The sequence below is a fragment of the Catellatospora sp. NPDC049111 genome (assembly GCF_040648615.1).
Taxonomy (GTDB): Bacteria; Actinomycetota; Actinomycetes; order Mycobacteriales; family Micromonosporaceae; genus Catellatospora; species Catellatospora aurea.
Genome location: NZ_JBEZEB010000013.1, coordinates 103,364 through 120,050, shown reverse-complemented (window position 1 = coordinate 120,050; position 16,687 = coordinate 103,364). Strand labels below are relative to the sequence as shown.

19 protein-coding genes are annotated in these 16,687 nt (G+C 72.9%); 7 read left to right on the top strand and 12 right to left on the bottom strand.

Annotated features, from left to right (window positions below):
* Positions 1-9: 9 nt before the first annotated feature.
* Entirely contained in the window at positions 10-489 is a 480-nt protein-coding gene (locus tag AB0B66_RS20305) for an SRPBCC family protein (RefSeq protein ID WP_360531730.1), read from the top strand.
* 31 nt (positions 490-520) lie between these two features.
* Positions 521-883 (top strand): hypothetical protein, encoded by a 363-nt coding sequence (locus tag AB0B66_RS20300; protein ID WP_360531727.1) that lies wholly within the window; start codon positions 521-523, stop codon positions 881-883.
* A 51-nt stretch (positions 884-934) separates the two neighbouring features.
* On the opposite strand, the gene AB0B66_RS20295 is transcribed toward AB0B66_RS20300, so the two are convergent.
* Complete coding sequence (locus AB0B66_RS20295; RefSeq protein WP_360531724.1) at positions 935-1,522, bottom strand: TMEM165/GDT1 family protein; 588 nt, start codon at positions 1,520-1,522, stop codon at positions 935-937.
* A gap of 313 nt (positions 1,523-1,835) precedes the next feature.
* Here AB0B66_RS20295 and AB0B66_RS20290 point away from each other — a divergent pair, with 313 nt between their 5' ends.
* Positions 1,836-2,375 (top strand): hypothetical protein, encoded by a 540-nt coding sequence (locus AB0B66_RS20290; protein WP_360531721.1) that lies wholly within the window; start codon positions 1,836-1,838, stop codon positions 2,373-2,375.
* 30 nt (positions 2,376-2,405) lie between these two features.
* On the opposite strand, the gene AB0B66_RS20285 is transcribed toward AB0B66_RS20290, so the two are convergent.
* Positions 2,406-2,924 carry a hypothetical protein gene (locus tag AB0B66_RS20285; RefSeq protein ID WP_360531718.1) on the bottom strand — a complete coding sequence of 173 codons (519 nt, stop codon included), beginning with the start codon at positions 2,922-2,924 and terminating at the stop codon, positions 2,406-2,408.
* Between the two features lie 105 nt (positions 2,925-3,029).
* Between AB0B66_RS20285 and AB0B66_RS20280 the strand changes: the two genes are divergently transcribed.
* Positions 3,030-3,581: a TetR/AcrR family transcriptional regulator gene (locus tag AB0B66_RS20280; protein WP_360531715.1), complete on the top strand. Its 552-nt coding sequence runs from the start codon at positions 3,030-3,032 to the stop codon at positions 3,579-3,581.
* Between the two features lie 128 nt (positions 3,582-3,709).
* Here the strand turns inward: AB0B66_RS20280 and AB0B66_RS20275 are convergent, their stop codons facing one another.
* From AB0B66_RS20275 to AB0B66_RS20265, 3 genes are all read right to left on the bottom strand, one after another.
* The gene (locus tag AB0B66_RS20275) at positions 3,710-4,384 is read right to left on the bottom strand and encodes a hypothetical protein (RefSeq protein ID WP_360531712.1); all 675 of its coding nucleotides are present in this window, start codon (positions 4,382-4,384) and stop codon (positions 3,710-3,712) included.
* 18 nt (positions 4,385-4,402) lie between these two features.
* On the bottom strand, positions 4,403-5,839 hold the full coding sequence (locus AB0B66_RS20270) for a protein kinase (RefSeq protein WP_360531709.1): 1,437 nt from the start codon (positions 5,837-5,839) through the stop codon (positions 4,403-4,405).
* 138 nt (positions 5,840-5,977) lie between these two features.
* Positions 5,978-6,541, bottom strand: coding sequence for a hypothetical protein (locus AB0B66_RS20265; protein ID WP_360531706.1), 564 nt, complete (start codon positions 6,539-6,541; stop codon positions 5,978-5,980).
* 131 nt (positions 6,542-6,672) lie between these two features.
* Between AB0B66_RS20265 and AB0B66_RS20260 the strand changes: the two genes are divergently transcribed.
* The 3 genes from AB0B66_RS20260 (at position 6,673) to AB0B66_RS20250 (ending at position 9,070) form a co-directional block, all read left to right on the top strand.
* On the top strand, positions 6,673-7,857 hold the full coding sequence (locus AB0B66_RS20260) for a histidine kinase (protein WP_360531704.1): 1,185 nt from the start codon (positions 6,673-6,675) through the stop codon (positions 7,855-7,857).
* Positions 7,854-8,510 carry a response regulator transcription factor gene (locus tag AB0B66_RS20255; protein WP_360531701.1) on the top strand — a complete coding sequence of 219 codons (657 nt, stop codon included), beginning with the start codon at positions 7,854-7,856 and terminating at the stop codon, positions 8,508-8,510. Before AB0B66_RS20260 ends, AB0B66_RS20255 begins: the two co-directional genes overlap by 4 nt.
* A gap of 92 nt (positions 8,511-8,602) precedes the next feature.
* The gene (locus AB0B66_RS20250) at positions 8,603-9,070 is read left to right on the top strand and encodes a GNAT family N-acetyltransferase (protein ID WP_360531698.1); all 468 of its coding nucleotides are present in this window, start codon (positions 8,603-8,605) and stop codon (positions 9,068-9,070) included.
* A 2-nt stretch (positions 9,071-9,072) separates the two neighbouring features.
* Here AB0B66_RS20250 and AB0B66_RS20245 read toward each other — a convergent pair whose 3' ends face one another.
* The 7 genes from AB0B66_RS20245 to AB0B66_RS20215 all read right to left on the bottom strand — a co-directional run bounded on the left by AB0B66_RS20245 (position 9,073) and on the right by AB0B66_RS20215 (position 16,675).
* The gene (locus tag AB0B66_RS20245; RefSeq protein ID WP_360531900.1) at positions 9,073-10,380 is read right to left on the bottom strand and encodes a glycosyl hydrolase family 18 protein; all 1,308 of its coding nucleotides are present in this window, start codon (positions 10,378-10,380) and stop codon (positions 9,073-9,075) included.
* A gap of 245 nt (positions 10,381-10,625) precedes the next feature.
* Complete coding sequence (locus AB0B66_RS20240; protein ID WP_360531695.1) at positions 10,626-11,894, bottom strand: MFS transporter; 1,269 nt, start codon at positions 11,892-11,894, stop codon at positions 10,626-10,628.
* 61 nt (positions 11,895-11,955) lie between these two features.
* A complete protein-coding gene (locus AB0B66_RS20235; protein WP_360531692.1) occupies positions 11,956-12,834 on the bottom strand; it encodes an aldo/keto reductase in 879 nt (292 codons plus the stop codon).
* 111 nt (positions 12,835-12,945) lie between these two features.
* Positions 12,946-13,899: an ADP-ribosylglycohydrolase family protein gene (locus AB0B66_RS20230; RefSeq protein ID WP_360531689.1), complete on the bottom strand. Its 954-nt coding sequence runs from the start codon at positions 13,897-13,899 to the stop codon at positions 12,946-12,948.
* Positions 13,900-13,930: 31 nt separating this feature from the next.
* On the bottom strand, positions 13,931-14,653 hold the full coding sequence (locus tag AB0B66_RS20225) for a hypothetical protein (protein ID WP_360531686.1): 723 nt from the start codon (positions 14,651-14,653) through the stop codon (positions 13,931-13,933).
* A gap of 271 nt (positions 14,654-14,924) precedes the next feature.
* Positions 14,925-15,773, bottom strand: a complete 849-nt coding sequence (locus AB0B66_RS20220) for an ABC transporter permease subunit (protein WP_360531683.1) — start codon at positions 15,771-15,773, stop codon at positions 14,925-14,927.
* Positions 15,770-16,675 carry an ATP-binding cassette domain-containing protein gene (locus AB0B66_RS20215; protein WP_360531680.1) on the bottom strand — a complete coding sequence of 302 codons (906 nt, stop codon included), beginning with the start codon at positions 16,673-16,675 and terminating at the stop codon, positions 15,770-15,772. Before AB0B66_RS20215 ends, AB0B66_RS20220 begins: the two co-directional genes overlap by 4 nt.
* Positions 16,676-16,687 lie beyond the last annotated feature (12 nt).

The window sequence follows — 16,687 nt, the reverse complement described above, 5'->3', positions numbered from 1 at the left end:
GATGGCCCGATGCCCGTCGTGGAGGCCGTCGCGATCGTCCCCGTCCCGCCCGCCGTCGCGTTCGCGGTGTCGCAGACCACGGGTGAGACCCGCTACCGCTGGGACCCGTTCGTACGCGAGCAGCGCCTGCTCGACGGCGCGGCCCGCCCCGGCAAGGGGGTGCGCACGTTCACCCGCTCGCGGCACGGCCTGACCATGGTCAGCGAGTACGTCTCCTACGCCCCGCCGACCAACGTAGGCATGAAGATGGTCCGCGGGCCGTGGTTCTTCGAGATGATGGCCGGAGGCTGGCGCTTCGCCTCGGCGGCCGAGCCGGGGCACACGGTCGCCACCTGGCGATACCACTTCCGCACCCGGCCCGCGCTGCTGCGCCCGGTGGCCGACCGGATCGGGGTGTGGCTGCTCGGGCGCGACATCCGCCGCCGGATCGCGGGCTTCGCGCGCGGCTGCCAGGACCCGGCGGTGCTGGCGGCGGTCGACGGCGGCTGAATCCGTCGCCGGGCCGCCGTACGATCCGCCGATGACCGACCACAGTGTGCTGCTGCGCTTCTCGTTCTTCGAACACGACTGGGACGAGTCCATCGAAGGGGTCGAGGCGATGGAGGCCGAGTTGCTGCGCCGCGCCGCGCAGGGGGAGTGGCTGGAGGTCGCCGACGAGGAGCCGGACGAGTTCGCCACGTTCGACGAGCTGCGCGAGCGCGCCGAGGAGGTCATCGTCGGCGAGTGGGAGATGCCCGTGGAGGCGGTGCGGCTGCCGATGGACAAGCTTCGGGCGATCATCGCTGAGGGCGGCTGGACCTTCGTGGCCGGCGAGTTCGCCGATTTCGAGGGCCACCACAACGACACCGAGTTCCTGGTGAAGCTCGGCCGCGACCTGGGCTGACCCGACTCGTGAACCGGGGCGGCGCGCACCCGCACGCCGCCCCGGGCCTGCTCAGGTGAGCTGGCCGTAGGCGTCGACCAGCAGCCACAGTCCGAACAGGACGAACAGCGCGGCCGCGCCGTACTTCACGGCCCGTTCCGGCAGGCTGCGGCCCAGCCAGCGGCCGACCAGGATGGCCAGCGCATCCGCGGCCACCATGCCCACCGTCGAGCCGATCCACGTGCCGAACCAGCCGTGCTGGGTGGCCAGGGTGATGGTGGCCAGCATCGTCTTGTCGCCGAGTTCGGCGAGGAAGAACGCCCCGCCCACGGCCCACAGCGCCGACTTGCCGCCGCGCTGGGCCTTCGACTTCTCCTCCTCGGTGAGGCTGTCGCCGCGCAGCGTCCAGGCGGCGAACGCCAGGAACGCCAGGCCCGCCGCCAGCGCGATCCAGCCGGTCGGCAGCGCGCTGCCGAGCCCGACGCCGACCCCGACCGACACCAGGTGCACCACGGCGGTGGCGATGGTGATGCCGGCCAGCACGATGCCGGTGCGGTAGCGGGTCGCGAACGTCATCGCCATCAGCTGCGACTTGTCACCCAGCTCGGCCACGAAGATTACGCCGAAACTGATCGCCAGAGCGGCGAGGAAACCTTCCACTGTGTCCTCCCGGGACGTGTTCACCGGGTGGAAGACGCGCGCGACGACCTCGACCCGGCATGGACTGCCTGGTCGAAGGTCTCGCTCACCTGGCCGGAGCCAGGTCGGGTGGCCGGGCCCGCCGGAGCGGGCCAGTATGTCGACCACCACGTTCGGGAGCTACTCCCCTTCGCGCCGCCGACGCTACCGCAGGCCGCCCGGTCGCGCCGGGTCGAGTGGCGGGGGACACACGCCTTGCGGCGTCGGCGTTCTGCGCACCCGCCTGATTCGTGCCGCCGTGTCTCACCGTGAGTGATCATGGTTGGATGGGGCGATGCGCGGAGAACGTATCGGAGCGATGATCGGCTCCATCGGCGGCCTTGTCTTCATCCTCGTCAACGCGGGAGAGCTGTCCGCGCCCGTGAGCACGTTGGCGCGGGTCGTGGGAGTGCTGGCTTTCGCTGCTGTGGTGTGGTTCGCCGTGATCCGCCCGTCGGGCGCGCAGGGCCCGGCCGGACCGCCGTCGCGGCAGGCGATCCGCGTCTACGGATTCTCGGTGACGGCGATGGCGCTGGGCATCCCGATCGGCGCGAATCTCATCAACAACGTCCTGCACCGGCCGCTACTGACGGTGCCGTGGGTGGTCCTGGTGGTCGGCGCGCACTTCCTGCCGTTCGCGAGCGCCTTCCACGCGCCGGTCTTCGCCCGCCTCGGCTGGACCATGATCGGCTTGGCGCTCGTCGGGGGAGTGCTCGCCCTGACCGTCGCGCAGGCCGCGTCACCCTGGACCGGCGTGCTGGCCGGCGTCGCGCTGCTGGGCTTCAGCGCCGCCGGTTCGCTGCAGCCCCGGCCGCAGGTCGAGGCTGCACGCTGACGCGAACCGGCGGCGGCACCGCCCGGCCGGTCACGGCCGGGCAGTGGTGACCGGCTCGGTTTGCCGGGTCGCGGCGGACTCGCGGGCCGGTGCCGACAGCGCTGCGGCGAGCGCGACGCCGATGTAGAGCACCTGCTCGGAGATGCGCTGCCACAGCGGCGAGGCGGCTTCGCCGTGGAAGGGCACGTCGGCGACCGCGGCGTACACGTTGGCGGGCAGGAGCAGCAGGAACAGCACCGCCAGGCCGAATCCGGCGACGCGGCGGGTCCGGGTGAGCACGAGCCCGATCGCGCCGAGCAGTTCCAGCACGCCGGTGGCGTACACCATCAGGCCTGGGGCCGGCACGAACGGCGGCACCATCGCGACCAGGTCGGCGTGGGTCGGCATCACCGTCACGCGGGCGGGGACGAAGTGCGCGCTCGCGGTCATCACCAGCATCACGGCGAGGGCGTGCGCGCCGCTCGCGGCCCAGGTCGCGAACCTGCGCACGCCGAGCGCGCCGAGGCCGCGGAGAACCAGCAAAGCGATGATCAGTACGGGGGTGGTCATAGCGACACTCCTGATCTAGTCATTGACAAGTTCGGGCTTGACGGTAATCTGGACACCGCGAACTTGTCAATGGAAAGATGGAGACCTCGGTCACGGCGGAAGGGCGTGAGGACGATCGGATACCACCACGGAGACCTGCGGCGTACGGTGCTCGACGCGGCGGTCGACGCCATCGGCGAGTCCGGGCTCGACGGCTGGAGCCTGCGCGAACTGGCCCGCCGTGCCGGGGTCTCGCACGCCGCCCCCGCACACCACTTCGGGGACAAGGCCGGGCTGCTGACCGCACTGGCCGCCGAAGGCTTCGACCTGCTCGCCGACACCCTGCGCGAGGCGGGCCCTGACTTTCTGGAGGCCGGGCTCGCCTACGTGCGCTTCGCCACCGAACACCCGGTCCACTTCGGCGTGATGTTCCAGCCGAAGCTCTACCGCGCCGACGACGACGCCGTGCGGCACGCCCGCGACCGGGCAGGAGCGCTGCTCGCACAGGGGGCCCGCACGGTCGCCACCTCCGAGGGCAGCGAGAACACCGCGCGCGCGGGCTGGTCGATCGCCCACGGCTTCGCCAGCCTGTGGCTGGCCGGCGCGTTGAACGTACCCCCGGACACCGACCCGCTCGACGCGGCCCGCCCCGTACTGCGCAGACTCCTCGACCGCTGAGCGCGGCACTTACGTCGTCGCGACGACACCAAGATCGCGACGATCTTGCGTGAACTGTTGACGATATGCCCGGAAGGGGCGTGTCGTACCCACGGTTCGTGCAAGATCGTCGCTTTGGTTGCCGGGCGTTAGGCCGGGGTCGGGGTCGGGGTGGGGGTTGGGTGTTCGGCGGGGCCGCGCAGGGCCAGGAACGCTGCCGCGACGCACGGAACCAGCAGGGGCACGGTCGGCGCCCACCACGGCCCGGCACCCAGGAACATGGCCTGGACCGCCGTGTAGACCACCGTGACGGCACCGCCGAGCACCGCCCACGCCAGGCGTCCGGTGCGCCGGCCGATACCGTGGCCGACGGCCGCCCAGGCCAGGCAGCTCAGCGTGGTCGCCAGCACTGCCGTCACCACTGCCGGCTGCCGCCACAACGCCGGGTCGAACGGATGGCCGTGCCGCGCCATCTCAATGGCCATGCCCTTGCCGTTGAGCCGGTCCACCGCCATCGGCACGGCGACCGCCAGCTGCGCCACGGCCATGCCGAGCCCTCCGGCCAGGGCCGAAGCCAGGTTCGCGCCCGTGCGTGCGGCGTACCGTCCGAACAGGAGCGCGCCGACCTGGGCGACCAGCGTGCCCGAGGTCGCCGTGAACGCTCCAGCCGTCAGCCAGGCCCACAGCTCCTGCTCGAAACCCTGCGGGTCGGGGTTGAACCAGGTCCACGCGTCGAGATTGACGTCGTGCAGGGCGTACGAGGCGAGCGCGGTGGCCGCGGCGAATCCGGCGAAGACCGCGCCGCGGCGTGCGAGGGGACCCATGTCGATGAGTATGCCGCCTCAGGCGAAGGCGCTGCCCAGCCATTCGCCCGTGCCGGGCCCGGCCAGACAGTGGAAGATCCAGCGGTCCCGGCCGATCTGCACCGGCCACGGCTCCAGCTCCCAGCCGACCGTTCGGGCGGGGTCGCGGCTGCACGCGGCGAGCACCCGCGCCGTGCAGACCGCGGCCACCGCCGGATGCCCGAGCAGCTCCTCCTGTCGCAGGTAGACCGCCTCTTCTGGCAGCTCCGCGGCGGCAAAGGTCTCCCAGTAGTGCTCCTCGTGCGGCGGGTAACGCCGCGGCGTGCGGCCCAGGCCGCCGGGGATGACCAGGCCGCCCCAGCACATCGGCTCGACGGGCACGTAGTAGCCGTCCCGGGCCCGGAACCCGGTCGGCACGGCCGGGGCGAGCGGCGCAGCCCCGTCCGGCCGCGGGGTGAGGACGGTCGCCTCGGCGTACGGCGCGGCCGGCGCGGTGCCGGGCAGGGGTGCGGTGAGCGGGGTTGCGCCAGGGTGCGGTGTGGCGAGCGCGGTGGCGGCCAGGCCGGGTTCGACGAGCGTCGGGGTCAGCGGAGTCCGTTGGCGCACCACGGTCTGCTCGGCGGCGTCCGGGGCCGTCGCGGGCGCGACGCCGTTGCGCAGGGCGGCGGCGACCTGGGCGATCGCCGCGCCGAACGTGGCGGCGTCGGCCCAGCGGTCGCCCGGTTCGACGGCCAGCGCCCGTTCCACCAGCGCCGCCACGGGTGCGGGCACGTGCGGGCCGAGCGGTGGGGGAGCCTGGTTGAGCCGCATCATGGCGGCCGCGAACGGGTTCTCGGCGGTGAACGGCCGCCGCCCGCTCAGGCACTCGTAGGCGACGACCCCGAGGGCGTACACGTCGCTGCGGGGGGTGGCCGGGTGGCCGAGCACCTGCTCCGGGGCGAGATAGGACAGGGTGCCGATGACCGCGCCGGTCGCGGTCAGCGCGGTCGCGCCGTCGCGGCGGGCGATGCCGAAGTCGGTGAGCAGCAGCGTGCCGTCGGGGCGTACCAGCATGTTGCCGGGTTTGACGTCGCGGTGCACGATGCCGCGGCCGTGCACCGCGTGCAGCGCGTCGGCGGCCTGCCCGACCAGGTGCAGCGCGGGCGGCGGGGCGAGCCGGCCGTAGCGGGTCAGCACCTGCGACAGGGGTTCGCCGTCGACGAACTCCATGACCAGGAACGCGCCCTCCGGTCCGTGATACAGGTCGTGGATGGCGACCACGCCGCGGTGGCGTACCCCGGCCATGGCCCGCGCCTCGGCGAGGAAGCGGCGGGCGAAGTCGGCGTCGTCGGCGAGCGCGGGCAGCACCGTCTTCACCGCCACGGTGCGGCCGAGCAGCTCGTCGGTGGCCCGCCAGACCTCGCCCATGCCGCCCGCGCCGATGCGCTGGTCGAGGCGGTAGCGGCCGTTGAGCCGGACGGGCTGGGTCGTGGTCATGTCCGCCATTAAACCGAAGCCCGCCGGGCGTGCCGCCGCCAGGAAGGCGATTGTCCTATCAGGGCTCACATCTATTTTGATGTGGGCACATCAAAAAAGATGTGAGCGAATCGGGAAGGTGCGACTCGCGCGGGCCGGCTAGGGGGTGGCACTGCCGTTGCGGAGGGCGGGGTCACGTTTGGGGAAGATCGTGTAATAGACCGGCCAGCCGAGCAGCCAGATGCCGAGGACGAGGCTGAGCCGCCCGATCCAGCCCTGCAGCTCCGCCGTCCGGGCGGCGTCGCCGACCAGCAGGATCGCCGCACCGAGCAAGGCCACCGCGATCGCCCACGCGACCAGCGCCTTGACCCACTCGCGCCACTCGTGGCGGGTGCGGGCCGCGCCGTACCGGGGCGGGGGCACCGGGGCGGGTCCGCCCGCGAAGCGGTGCGCGAAGCGCACGTCGGCCCAGCGCACCATCGACGGGCCGAACGCCACCGAGAAGCCCAGGTACGCCGCGGCGAGCCCGTGCGCGAAGGTGGCGGTGGCCCCGCGCGACAGGTCCACGGCGGTCGCGGCCAGCAGCACCACGTCGGTGACCGGAACCCCGACCAGCAGCACGGTCGACACCCGCTGCCAGCGCAGCAGGTAGCGGGCGGCCAGCCCGGCGCCGAGGATGACCCAGAAACCGACCTCGCAGGCGGCGATGACGATGAGCAACATGACTCGATCCTGTCGGGCCTCTGGGCGGTCCGCCTCGGCGCGCGGCACGAACCCGGCGTACACCGAAGGATGTAGCCCGCCTCGGCCCCCGGCCGGTCGTCGCGGCCCGCGCCGTGTGCTGTGATCGACAGGTGACCGCACGCTGGCCCTCCTGGCGCACCGACCTGGCCATCAGCCTGGTCTCGTTCCTCGGCGGCCTGGTCCTGTACGCGGCCGGCGGCTGGCGCATGTTCCTCGGCGGCGGACCGTGGGCGCACGCCCCGCACTGGGTGCTGCTGGTGCCGATGACCGTGATGGCCGCCTGCTGCCTGCTGCGGCGGCTCGCCCCGGGCACCGGCGAGGCGGTCGGCCTGGTCGCGCTGGCCGCGGACACGATGCTCGGCGGCTCGCTCGGCACAGCGCTGATCTTCACCCAGGTCGTCTACGACGCGTGCGTGTACGGCAGGCCGTGGCTGTGGCGGGCCAACCTGATCGGCTCGGTCACCGCCTCCGTGCTGGCCGCCGCGGGCGGGGTGATCGCGTCGGGCGACTGGCGCGGCGTCGTGCTCGGCCTGGTCGTGGCACTGGTCGCCGTGCTCCCGACGGTCACCGGCATCAGCGTGCGGCAGTACCGCGACCAGGCGCGGGTCCAACGGCTGCGGGCCGAGGAGACCGCGCGGCTGGCCGCCTGGGAACGCCGCCAGGCCGTCGCCGACGAGCGCGCCCGGATGGCCCGCGAGCTGCACGACGTGGTCGCCAACCAGCTCAGCGCCATCGCCATCCACGCCACGGCGGTGCTGTCCGCACCGGACCCGAGCCCGCAGCTGGTGCGCCGGGCCGTCGAGCAGATCCGGGAGAGCAGCGTCTCCGGCCTGGCCGAGATGCGCCAGATGATCGGCCTGCTGCGCGAGGACGGCGACCCCGGCGCGGCCGACCCGGCCACCCGCCCCGGGCTGGCCTCGCTGCCGCAGCTCGTCGCGCAGGCACAGGCCGACGGGCTCGCCGTCGACCTGCACACCGGCGGGCTCGACCGGGCGCTGCCGGTCAGCGTCGACTTCGCCGCGCACCGCATCGTGCGCGAGAGCCTGACGAACGCGTGGAAGCACGGCACGGGCACCGCGGTGCTGCGGGTGGACGTCAACGCCGACCGGGTCCTGATCGAGACGGACAACGCGCTGCGCCCGGCCGGGCCGTCGCCGGGCAGCGGCCACGGCCTGATCGGCATGCGCGAACGCGCGGCGCTGCTGGGCGGCACGCTGACCGCCGGAGCCGAGGACGGGCGCTGGCGGCTGCGCGCGTCGCTGCCGGTGCGCCACACCGAGGAGGCGGTGGTATGACGATCCGGGTGGTGGTCGCCGACGACCAGCCCGCCGTACGGTCGGGCATCGTGTTGATCCTGGACGCCTATCCCGACCTCGAGGTCGTCGGGGAGGCGGCCGACGGCGCGCAGGCGGTCGAGCTGTGCCGCCGGGAGCGCCCCGACGTCGCCCTGCTCGACGTGCGCATGCCCGTGCTAGACGGCATCGCAGCGACCCGCGAGATCGTCACGCAGCGGCTGGCCCAGGTGCTCATCCTGACCACGTTCGACCTCGACGAGTACGTGTTCGGCGGGCTGCGGGCCGGGGCGGCCGGTTTCCTGCTCAAGGACATCGAGGCCGGGGCGCTGGCCGACGCGGTGCGCACCGTGGCCCGCGGCGACGCGATCATCGCCCCGGCCGCGACCCGGCGGCTGCTGGACCGGTTCCTGGCCGCGCCGCAGTGGACCGACCCCGCCGCGGCAGCCGACCTGGACACCCTGACCGGCCGGGAGCGGGAGGTGCTCGGCTGCCTCGGCGCGGGCATGTCCAACGGCGAGGCAGCGAGCGCGCTGGCGATGGCCGAGGCGACCGTGAAGACGCACGTCAGCCGGATCCTCGCCAAACTCGGCCTGCGCAGCCGGGTCCAGGCCGCGATCCTGGCCCGCGAGCGCGGCCTGCGCCCGCCGGACTGACGCGCCCGGCCGCGCTCATGCCACTTGACCTGCGACGTCGCCGCGGTGTGGCGGCCGGAAGCGGGCGCGAACGTCGGCTAGAGTCGCCGCCCGTGTCCTATGACGTGATCGACCGGCTGCCCACGCTCGACGAGTTCACCGCCGTCACCGGCGCGGTGGGCTGGCAGCACGCGTACGACGTGGACGCCCTGCCGGTGTCGCTGGCCCGTTCCCTGCACGCCGTCGTCGCGGTGCACGAGGGCGAGGTCGTCGGCGTCGGGCGGGTGATCGGCGACGGCGCGATCTACTTCTACCTGCACGACATCGCCGTGCTGCCGGAGCACCAGGGGCGCGGGGTCGGCCGGGCGATCGTCACCGCGCTGGAGCGCTGGATCGCGACGCAGGCGGGGCCGCGCTCGTTCGTCGGGCTGTTCGCCGCGGGCGACTCGATGCGCCTGTACGCGACGTTCGGCTACCGCCGGCACGAGGACATGACCGGGGTCTTCCGGGTCGGGCCGTACCAGGAGCCGAAGGCCAAGGCTCCGTCCCGCCGCGGTGGGGCGGGACGGAGCCCAGGCTGACGTCAGCGGCCCTGGAGCGCCTTGACGTTGTCGCCGAAGGTCCAGTTCTTCGACCCGTCCCAGTTGATGGACCAGGTCATCAGGCCCTTGAGCTGGCCGTTGAAGCTGTTCCACGACTGCGACACCAGCGACGGCGTCATGTAGCCGCCGCCCGCGCCGACCTGCGCCGGCAGGCCCGGGACCTGCTTGTCGTACGGCACGCGGATGGTGACACCCTGGATGACCAGGCCGGTGTTGAGGCAGGTGGTCTGCGCGACGAAGCCCTGCACCGTGCCGGCCGAGTAGGAGTCGCCAGAGCAGCCGTACATGCTGCCGTTGTAGTACTGCATGTTCAACCACCACAGGCGGCCGTTGTCCGCGTACTTCTTGATGATGGGCAGGTAGGAGCCCCAGATCGAGCCGTAGACGACGCTGCCGCCGGTGACGTAGGCGGTCTCCGGGGCCATGGTCAGGCCGAAGTTCGACGGCATCTGCGCCAGCACGCCGTCGATGATGCGGATCAGGTTGGCCTGCGAGGTCGACAGCGTGTTGATGTTGCCGCTGCCGGTGAGGCCGGTCTCGATGTCGATGTCGATGCCGTCGAAGTTGTACTTCTTGAGCAGCGGCACGACGGTGGCGACGAAGCGGTCGGCGACCGTCGACGAGCTGAGGTCGATGCCCGCGGTGGCCCCGCCGATCGACATCAGGATCGTCAGGCCGGCGGCCTTGGCCGCGCACATCTCGGCCGGGGTGGCGACCTTCACGCCCGCGTCCATGCCGTCCTCCCACAGCACCGTGCCGTCGGAGCGGATGACCGGGAACGCCGCGTTGATGACGTTGTAGCCGTGCTGGCGGATGCGGGAGTCGGTGATCGGCGTCCAGCCGAACGGCGGGTGCACGCCGTTGGACGAACCGTCCCAGTTCTCCCAGTAACCGTGCAGGACCTTGCCGGTCGGGCGGGACTTCACGGCGCAGGTGGTGCCGCCGGGGGAGGTGGACGGCGACGGGGACGACGGCGGCGACACCGACGGGGACGGCGACGGCGGGCGCGAGGGGGAGGCCGAGGGCGACGGGGGCCGCGACGGCGAGGCCGACGGGCTCGGCGACGGCGGGGTGCCGTCACAGGCGCCGAGGTCGGTCCACAGCGACGGGGTCGCGGCGGGGTTCCAGCCCGCGCCCACGTGGGCGGTGTGCGTCACCAGGGCGCGGTAGAGCCGGCCGTTGTAGGTGACCTGGGTGCCGGCGGTGTAGGTGTTGCCCTCGGCCCAGGCCGGGGCGGAGCAGGCGACGAGGGCGGCGACCGGGGTCGGCGCGGCCTGGCCGCTCGGCATGGAGACGACCGCGACCGCGAGGGTGGCCGCCGCGCTGGTGGCGACGGCGATCACCCAGCGGGCTGAGCGGCGCAGCGTTCGAGAGGAGTTCGGCATGGCGTCATTATTAGGAAGCTTTACTGTCAATGTCCATGGGTGGACGGATGCCAATATCCCAGGCCGTCGAATGTGGATTGTCATGCCTGCTCCCCGTGGAGGTCGGGGCTGCGGGTGGTCCGGACGGTCCGGACCACCCGCATGGCAGTTCAGGCGGCTACCGGCGCCTGTAGGCGGGCCCGCTCGGCCCAGCGGACCACCACCGGTGCGGCCAGTCCGACCGCGACGAACACCCCGCCCATCAGCAGCCAGCCAGGCGCTCCCCAGGTGATGCAGAGCAGACCGAGCACCGAAGGGGCGACCACGTTCGCCGTGCCGGTGCCGAACCCGGACACGCCGGTGTACTGGCCCTGCGCGTGCGCCGGCGCCAGCCGGAACTGCAGTTCGAGCGAGGCCGCCGCGTGCCACAGCTCGCCGACGGTGTGGGTGGCGATCCCTACGGCAAGCAGGGCCACGGCCAGCCAGGCGGGGGTGCCCGCGGCCGCGGCCATCAACGCCATGCCGATCAAGAACGCGACACCGCAGCGGCGTAGCGCCCGCCCGGCGGCCCGACCCGTGTCGATGCCCCGGCTCGCCCTGACCTGCAAGGCCGCGACCAGGGCGGTGTTGACGGCGACAGCCACCCCGATGAACCAGCGCGGCGCGTCGGTGCGCAGCGTGATCCACAGCGGCAGCGCGAAGACCAGCACCTGACCCTGGATCGACATGACCGCGTCGAGCACGGTGACCACGAGATAGGGCCGGTCCTTCAGGACGACCCAGCGCCCGGCGGACTCCGCCGGCACCGGCACCGGCGGCAGTGAGGGCAACCGGGTGATGACCGCCGCGCACGCGACGAAGCTCAGCGCGTTGCCGAGCACCAGCGCCAGGTACGCGGCGCGCGTGTCCAGCTGCACCGCCGTGCCCGCCGCCAGCGCCCCGCAGCACCCGGCGAGGTTGGCCACCGAGCGCAAATACGAGCGGAACTCCGTCAGGTTCGTGCCGCCGAAACCTCGCACCAGCGGCCCGCGGGCCGCGCCCCCGGCGGAGTTGGCCAGCTGGGTCAGGCAGACCACGACCACGAACAGCCAGAACGTGTGCACGAACACCAGCGACGCCATCGATACGGCCCGCACGACGAGGGTGAGCAGGTAGATCTCGCGCGGCCCGCGCCGGTCGGCCAGGTGCCCGACCGGCATCCCGGCGAGCATGCCGACCAGGGCGGCGATGCCCATGCCCAGCGCCACTTTCGGCAGCGGCAGGCCGACCGAGCGGGTGAAGAAGAGCGCGGCACTGGTCATGAAGACGCCGGTGCCGACCATGTTCACGAAGGTCGCCAGCGCGATCACACGCTGCGGGCCGCGTTCCGGGATGAGCCCCCGGCTGACCAGCCAGGAACGGTGCGGTGTCGATTCGGTGGCCAGGCTCGTGATCGTCATCAGAGATGTGGTTCCTTCCCCCGTGGAATGGACCTGATCGTGTCGAAGGCGGACGGTCGCGCTACTCCAGGCAGGCCAGCTCCTCGGCGGACAGGCGCAGCGCCCCGGCGGCGATGTTCTCCACCAGGTGGTCGGGGTTGCCGGTGCCCGGGATGGCCAGCATGTGCGGCCCGCGGCTGAGCGTCCACGCGATCCGCACCTGCGCCGCCGTCACACCACGTGCCTGCGCCACGGCCAGCACCGCGTCGTTGCGGGCGACACCGCCCGACTCCTTGCCCTCGCCGGCGATCGCGTAGAACGGCACGAACGCGACCCCCTGCTCACCGCAGACCCGCACGAACTCGTCGTGCATGCGCCGGGTGTCGACGCCGTACGGGTTCTGCACGCTCACCACGGGGGCGATCGCCTGCGCCTGCGCCAGGTGCTGCGGCCGGATGTTGGACAGGGCCAGGTGCCGGATCAGCCCCGCGTCGCGCAGCTCGGCCAGCGCCCCGAAGTGCTCGGCGACCGAGTCCAGGCCGTGCTGGCGCAGGTAGACGACGTCCAGGTGGTCGCGGCCGAGCTGGCGCAGGTTCTCCTCGACCTGCCCGCGCAGCTGGTCGGGCCGGGCCAGCGGCAGCCACTCGCCGGACGGGTCACGGCCCGGCCCGACCTTCACGGCGATGACGACGTCGTCGGCGTACGGCGCGAGTGCCCGGTTGATCAGCTCGTTGGCCGAGCGCAGCGGCGAGAAGTAGAACGCCGCCGTGTCGATGTGGTTCACGCCGAGCTCGACGGCCTGCCGCAGCACACCGATGACCCGGTCGCGGTCGCTGGACGCGCCGTAGCCGTAGTTGGCGCCGCCGGGCAGGCGCATCGCGCCGAAGCCGATCCGGTTGACGGTCAGGTCACCGAGCGTCCAGGTGCCCGCCGCGTTCGCGTTGATCAGGGGAGTAGGCATCGGCTGACCATAGCCAGCGCCGCTGAGCTGCGCAGTCCCTCGACTGCCCGATGGCGCGACGCCATGATCCTTGTTAGGTTATTAGTGTCGGAGGGGAGCCGCGACCCGCGTTCAGCGCCGGGCGAACTCCGCGGCGAGGCCGGTGAACTCGGTGCGGAACTGCAGCACCGACAGCCATGCGTCCGGGATGGACGACGCCCCGTCCCGAGCCCCCAGCAGCCCGCCCGCGATCGCGGCGTTGGTGTCGCTGTCGTTGCCCAGCGCGACGATGTCGATCAGCACGTCGCTCAGGTCGCGGAAGTCGAGCACGGCGGCGACCGCCAGCGCGAGAGAGTCGAGCACGTATCCGTTGCCGTCGTCGGGCAGGCCGGTCACCCCGGTCCGGGCCAGTTCGGCCAGGTCCAGCCGCTCGCCCAGCGCGATGGCATCCACCACGGACCGCTCGCCCAGCTCCTGTGCGGCGGCCGTCCCGGCGGCCACGGCATCGGCCGCCGAGCCGCCGTCGACCAGCACCGCGACGATCTCGTTGTACGCCGCGCAGGCGACCGTGCACCGCACGTCGGAGTGGGTGACCGCGGAGATCCGCACCGACTCCCGGATCCGCCGCTCGCGGTCGCGCACCGCCAGCGCGGTCGGGATGCAGCGCATCAGCGAGCCGTTCCCCGCCCGGCCAGGCCCCGCGCCGGAGCCGTCCGGATCTCCGGTACGGGCGAACGCGCGCAGCCCGTCCTCGGTGGCTCCGCCGACGTCCACCGGCGGGCGGCCGGGCACCCGGCCCGGCCAGTCACCCTCGTACCAGCTCAGCATCAGCCGGGCGGCGGCGAGCACGACGTCCTCACCCGGGTCCAGATAGGCCAGTGCGACGGCACGGGTCAGGTCGGTGTCGTCGGTGGCGTGGCCCGGCGGCCACTCGAACACGCCACCGCCGGTGATCTCCCGGACGCCGTCGGGATACCGGAACCGGATGTACTCCCAGGAGTCGAACTCGACGGTAGCGCCGAGCGCGTCACCGGCGTGCACGCCGAGCAGCGCGCCGGCCACCCGGTCGGATCGGTCGGCGGTCATGCTCGTGATGATGCCACCCGCGGGCCGCCGCTCAGGGGCGGCGGCGCTCCTGCGGCACCACGACGGCGGCCGGCTGGCGGCGCACCACCGCGGGCTGCTTGTGCTCCGGGCCCGCCGCGACCTCGGCGAGCTCGTCGTCGCCCTCGGGCGCGGGGTGCTCGTCCAGGTCGAGGGCGTCCAGCTGGCTGTTCATGAACTTGCGCAGCCTGGCCCGGTAGTCGCGGTCGAAGTTCTGCAGCGCCTCGATGCGCCGCTGCAGCACCGAGCGCTTGTTCTCCAGGCTGCCCACCACGTCCTCGTACTGCTGCAGGGCGTCGCGTTCCAGCTCGTCGGCCTTGGCCTGGGCGGCTTCCACGATCTTCGTCGCGGTGGAGCGCGCCTCGGCGATCATCTGCTCGGTCTCCCGGCGGGCGGTGTCGGCGTTCGCCTGCGCCTCGCGGTTGATCTCCACCGACCTTGCCTGGGCGGCGGCCTGGATCTGCGCCGCGTCCTGCCGGGCGCTCTCCACGATGCCGCGCGCGTCACGGGCCAGGTCGTCGGCCTTGGCCCGGGCATCGCCCTTGATCCGGTCGGCTTCGGCCTGCGCGGTGGCGACGTGCTCGTCGGCGGTGCGCCGGGCCAGCACCAGCACCTGCAGCGCCTGCCGCTCGGCGTCCGGGTCCGCGAGCACACTGGCCTGCTGCTCGATCGGCTCGTTCTCGGCCGGGCCGCTGAACAGGCCCTTGACCCGACCCTTCAACCGGTTGTCGGTCATCGCAGGTTCTCCTCACCCCAGTGTTCTCAACGCCGCGACTCCCGCCGGCCCGGGTCGACGTTCCCGCGCAGCTTGCACCGTCGAGAACAGCGCCGATGGTAGTCGCCCCGCCGCTGGCGGGGAAGGCGCGTCATCCGTTCCGCCGAACCGCGAGACGCGCGGCCTGCACCTGCTTCGATGTGCGCACATCCCGACAGCCGCAGGCCGTCACCTCCCGGCGATGGGAAGGGCACCTTCTACAACGCGGAGCGTTGTGAAGGTGCCCTTCCTTTCAGACGTCGCGGCGGCGGATGGTGAGGAGGGCGGGGATGAGCAGGGCCAGCGGCCAGGCGGCCAGGACGAGCCAGGATTCGGTGACGGTGGCGGGGTAGTAGCCGGGGTGTGGGGGCGGCATCCAGTCGGTGGTGAGGCGGTTCCAGGCGATGCCGGGCATCAGGTGGCCCAGTTCGGCCGACCAGCGTTTGTCCGAGGAGAACATCGTCGGGAGCATCAGCAGCAGGAACGCGCCGGTGACCATGGTGGTGGCGGCGTGCCGGATCAGCACGCCCAGACCGAGTCCGATGAGCGCGCACACGGGGGCGAGCAGAGCGGAGGCGGCCACGGCGCGCAGCGAGACGGGGTCCGAGATGGACACCGCGGCGTCGCGCCCGGCGAGGATCGCCTGTGACACCGCGAACGAGCCGACGGCCACGACGACGCCGGTCATGGTCCAGACCGCTGCCGTGACGACCGCCTTGGCCAGCACGACCGCCCCGCGGGCGGGCACCGCCGCCGTCGTGGTCCGGATCAGGCCGCTGCCGTACTCCGACACCATGGTCAGTGCGCCAAGGCTCGCCGCGACCAGCATCAGCGTCAGGTAACCCTCCTGCGGGAACGCGTCGCCGAGGGAGAACATGTGCTCACGCTGCGCCTCGGGGTCGTAGGACGGGAAGTTGTCGTAGTCGGCCTTGGCGGCCAGCGCGGCCGCGCCGATGACGAACAGCGTGGCCAGGCCGAGCGTCCACGGGGTGGATCGCAGCGACCACAGCTTGATCCACTCGGCGGCGACCAGGTCGGTGAAGCGGGCCCGCGGTGCCGCGGCGCGTACAGCGGACGGGGCCGGGTGCGGGGACGTGGTCATCGGGACCCGGCCAGGTGGTCGGCGTGACCGGCGGTGATCTCCATGAAGGCTTCCTCCAGGCTGGTGGTGCGGGTGGTCAGCTCGTGCAGTTCGACGGCGTTGGCGAAGGCGAGCGCGCCGATGCGGTCGGCGGACAGCCCGCGTACGGCGAGGTGGTCGGGCGCGGTGTCGACGCTCGCGCCCGCCGCGGTCAGGGCCGCGGCGAGCACGGCGGGCTGCGGGGTGCGTACGGTGACCCGCTGCCGCGTGCCCCGGTCGGCGAACGCGCGCAGCGGCTCGGCGGCGATCAGCCGCCCCTGGCCGATGACCACGAGGTGGTCGGCGGTGTGCTCCATCTCGGTCATCAGGTGGCTGGACAGGAACACGGTGCGGCCCTGCGCGGCCAGCCGCCGGAACAGGTGGCGCACCCAGCGCACGCCCTCCGGGTCCATGCCGTTGATCGGCTCGTCGAACATCAGCACCGGCGGGTCGCCCAAAAGCGCCGCCGCGATGCCCAGCCGCTGCTTCATGCCCAGCGAGAAGCCGCCCACGCGGCGGTGGGCCGCGTCGGTCAGGCCGACCTCGGCCAGGACCTCGGCGACACGCCGCCGCCCGATGCCGTTGCTGCGGGCCAGCGCGGTCAGGTGGGCCGTGGCGCTGCGCCCGCCGTGCACCTGCTGCGCGTCGAGCAGCGCGCCGACGTGGTGCAGGCCGCGCCGGTGCGAGCCGAACAGGACCCCGCCGACCGTCGCCGCGCCGGACGTGGGCGCGTCCAGGCCCAGGATGACCCGCAGCGTGGTGGTCTTGCCGGCGCCGTTCGGTCCCAAGAAGCCGGTCACGTGCCCGGGGCGCACGGTGAAGGACAGGTCGTCGACGGCGGTCTTGCCGCCGTAGCGCTTGGTCAGGCCGATGACTTCGATCATGGGAACGATCCT

What these genes read in the sequence shown, in the direction of transcription:
- AB0B66_RS20305 (WP_360531730.1), top strand. Translation starts at nt 10, where the DNA reads ATGCCCGTCGTGGAGGCCGTCGCGATCGTCCCCGTCCCGCCCGCCGTC.
- AB0B66_RS20300 (WP_360531727.1), top strand. Translation starts at nt 521, where the DNA reads ATGACCGACCACAGTGTGCTGCTGCGCTTCTCGTTCTTCGAACACGAC.
- AB0B66_RS20290 (WP_360531721.1), top strand. Translation starts at nt 1,836, where the DNA reads ATGCGCGGAGAACGTATCGGAGCGATGATCGGCTCCATCGGCGGCCTT.
- AB0B66_RS20285 (WP_360531718.1), bottom strand. Translation starts at nt 2,924, where the DNA reads ATGACCACCCCCGTACTGATCATCGCTTTGCTGGTTCTCCGCGGCCTC.
- AB0B66_RS20275 (WP_360531712.1), bottom strand. Translation starts at nt 4,384, where the DNA reads ATGGGTCCCCTCGCACGCCGCGGCGCGGTCTTCGCCGGATTCGCCGCG.
- AB0B66_RS20270 (WP_360531709.1), bottom strand. Translation starts at nt 5,839, where the DNA reads ATGACCACGACCCAGCCCGTCCGGCTCAACGGCCGCTACCGCCTCGAC.
- AB0B66_RS20265 (WP_360531706.1), bottom strand. Translation starts at nt 6,541, where the DNA reads ATGTTGCTCATCGTCATCGCCGCCTGCGAGGTCGGTTTCTGGGTCATC.
- AB0B66_RS20255 (WP_360531701.1), top strand. Translation starts at nt 7,854, where the DNA reads ATGACGATCCGGGTGGTGGTCGCCGACGACCAGCCCGCCGTACGGTCG.
- AB0B66_RS20245 (WP_360531900.1), bottom strand. Translation starts at nt 10,380, where the DNA reads ATGCCGAGCGGCCAGGCCGCGCCGACCCCGGTCGCCGCCCTCGTCGCC.
- AB0B66_RS20240 (WP_360531695.1), bottom strand. Translation starts at nt 11,894, where the DNA reads ATGACGATCACGAGCCTGGCCACCGAATCGACACCGCACCGTTCCTGG.
- AB0B66_RS20235 (WP_360531692.1), bottom strand. Translation starts at nt 12,834, where the DNA reads ATGCCTACTCCCCTGATCAACGCGAACGCGGCGGGCACCTGGACGCTC.
- AB0B66_RS20230 (WP_360531689.1), bottom strand. Translation starts at nt 13,899, where the DNA reads ATGACCGCCGACCGATCCGACCGGGTGGCCGGCGCGCTGCTCGGCGTG.
- AB0B66_RS20225 (WP_360531686.1), bottom strand. Translation starts at nt 14,653, where the DNA reads ATGACCGACAACCGGTTGAAGGGTCGGGTCAAGGGCCTGTTCAGCGGC.
- AB0B66_RS20220 (WP_360531683.1), bottom strand. Translation starts at nt 15,773, where the DNA reads ATGACCACGTCCCCGCACCCGGCCCCGTCCGCTGTACGCGCCGCGGCA.
- AB0B66_RS20215 (WP_360531680.1), bottom strand. Translation starts at nt 16,675, where the DNA reads ATGATCGAAGTCATCGGCCTGACCAAGCGCTACGGCGGCAAGACCGCC.